At 36.9% G+C, this 2,093-nt stretch carries 2 protein-coding genes; one reads left to right on the forward strand and one right to left on the reverse strand.

The features are described from left to right. Positions 1-857 (reverse strand): YCF48-related protein (locus AC1DRQ_RS30965; RefSeq protein WP_477429888.1); only part of this gene is annotated, 857 nt, incomplete at its 3' end. Positions 858-1,434: 577 nt separating this feature from the next. On the opposite strand from AC1DRQ_RS30965, the gene AC1DRQ_RS30970 reads away from it, so the two are divergent. Further along, positions 1,435-2,093: hypothetical protein (locus AC1DRQ_RS30970; protein WP_477429890.1), on the forward strand; the 659-nt coding region annotated here is incomplete at its 3' end.

Raw genomic sequence — 2,093 nt, forward strand, 5'->3', positions numbered from 1 at the left:
CGTCTACCGTAATCCACTATAAAGAAGCAGCCATTACGACTATCAAAAAAATGCATTTTTTTGATAGTTAAAAATTTATTTTTCAGTGAAAATGCTACTTTCCAATTCCGTCCGCCGTCTTCAGTTTTGCACAGCAGGGTCGTGTCTGCAGCTAACCATCCAGTTTTCGCATCGACCATTGATATGTTGTTTATTCTGCATTTGAGCATTGGTGTTTTTGTATGTGAAATCAGATTGGCATTCTTACCAAGACCAATGGTGAAAATTGTTCCGCTATCTGTCCCCACAAAACATTTATTGTCGGTCACATCAAATGCTGAAAATACGCTTTTATCGAGGTCATTTATTTGATCAGACAGTTCATCAACTATTAAGTCAGTCCACTTTTTACCTTGATCATATGTAACTAATAAACTTGCTGAGGCGAGAATGAAGCCATATTTGTCATTGATAAATTTCACTCTCAATAACTTATTTTCTACGTTATAGCTATAGCCACGCCAATTCACCCCACCATTATAAGTCTGGAAAATCTCGTTCTGATTGGTAAGGATAATTCCATATTTGTTATCAGAACTGAAAGAAATAGATTCTATATTGTTCCATGTGGCCTCATGATAAATATTTTCCCATGATTTGCCACCATCCTTGCTTCGAAGAATGATTCCATTATTTCCGGCAGCCCAGCCATTAAGATTATCCGGCGAAAAATAAATACAATTTATATAAACATCAGTAGGTACATGGGTGGAAGTGATCCAATTTCGTCCACCATCAACGGTATATTGAATAGTCCCATAATCTCCACAAACCCATCCATAGTTTTTTGTTTTCGAATAATATTCACCTTTTACCAAAAAGTTATTGTTTTGATATCTCGATTCGTTTAGATACCGAGATATAAGAGTTTGTCCCCGCAATTGAAAGGGCAAAAACAAAATAGCAAAAAAGAGGAAGGGGGATTTTAGTGTCATCCTTTTAGGCTTTATCTAAAATACATATAAAATTATCAGCTATATCTAATATTGGGTTGTTTTTTTTTAATTAAGTAATTGGTTGATAGGTAATTAATCCATCTATTTCTAAAAACCAGGCGCTTTCGGACGCGGTTACTCGATATCGAGATCAGCAACAGCCACCTATTTAATACAGCTGATGATCTGCGATCATTAGAGTAGAAGTATCAGCGGTCATTCTGAGGTAACTTTTATGTTCAACAGGTTCTTCGTAAGCTACATAGATGGAAACCTGTTTATAATATTAGTTTAGGTTTAATAGATAGAAGTAATTAAATATTATTAATTTTCACTAAAGAATCGAACCTCAAACCGCTTATTTAAATTCCGCTTGAACAAGCAGCAAATTGATCTTTGATGATATTCGCCTAATTATTACCTAACCGACAATTATTTCAGTTTTTAACCCTTTCTTATCATGGACATTATAACCGATCTAACCTCCCGTGCTGTATCATTTATCTCGGTATACCGGGACATTTGCAAAAGCTGTGAACTGGAAGCCAACCTGCAAATTGAGCAGGTCAAAGGAAATTTCGAAGTATTTAACCTTAAAGACCTTAGGGTACGGGGAAAAATCGATAGCCAATTCCATGAAAATCCGGAAGAAACAGCACTGCGAAAGCGAAATGACCTTATCGACAAACTATTGATCAGCTTGGTATGGAAAGGAAATATAAAAGATAATAAATTGATATTGAAGGACCTGGCCGGTTCGATAATTTTCCTTGTAGATATTCTGATCAAGAACCAGGAAACTGTAAAAAACTTGCATTACAAGCCAGAAGAAATACAGGCTATGAATATTGATTCCAGCCCCTACTTCTGGCGTGTATGTTTTCGGTATATGCTGTATCAGAATCCGGAAATTCGTATTGAGTTCGCCAAAAGCCTGGAATACATACCGTTGCTGATCTTACTCGCAGTTGGTGGAAAAGGAAAAAAGCCTTACAAAAAGCGGCTATACCAGGTTTGGGGAAAGGGGGCGGAGAGGTTAGGAGTCAACGAAACACGAAAATATTGGCGGCAAGGCAAGAAAATAACTGATGAATGTAAAGACTGGAGGGATTGGTGGGC

This window comes from Mucilaginibacter sp. P4_E8, assembly GCF_056401495.1.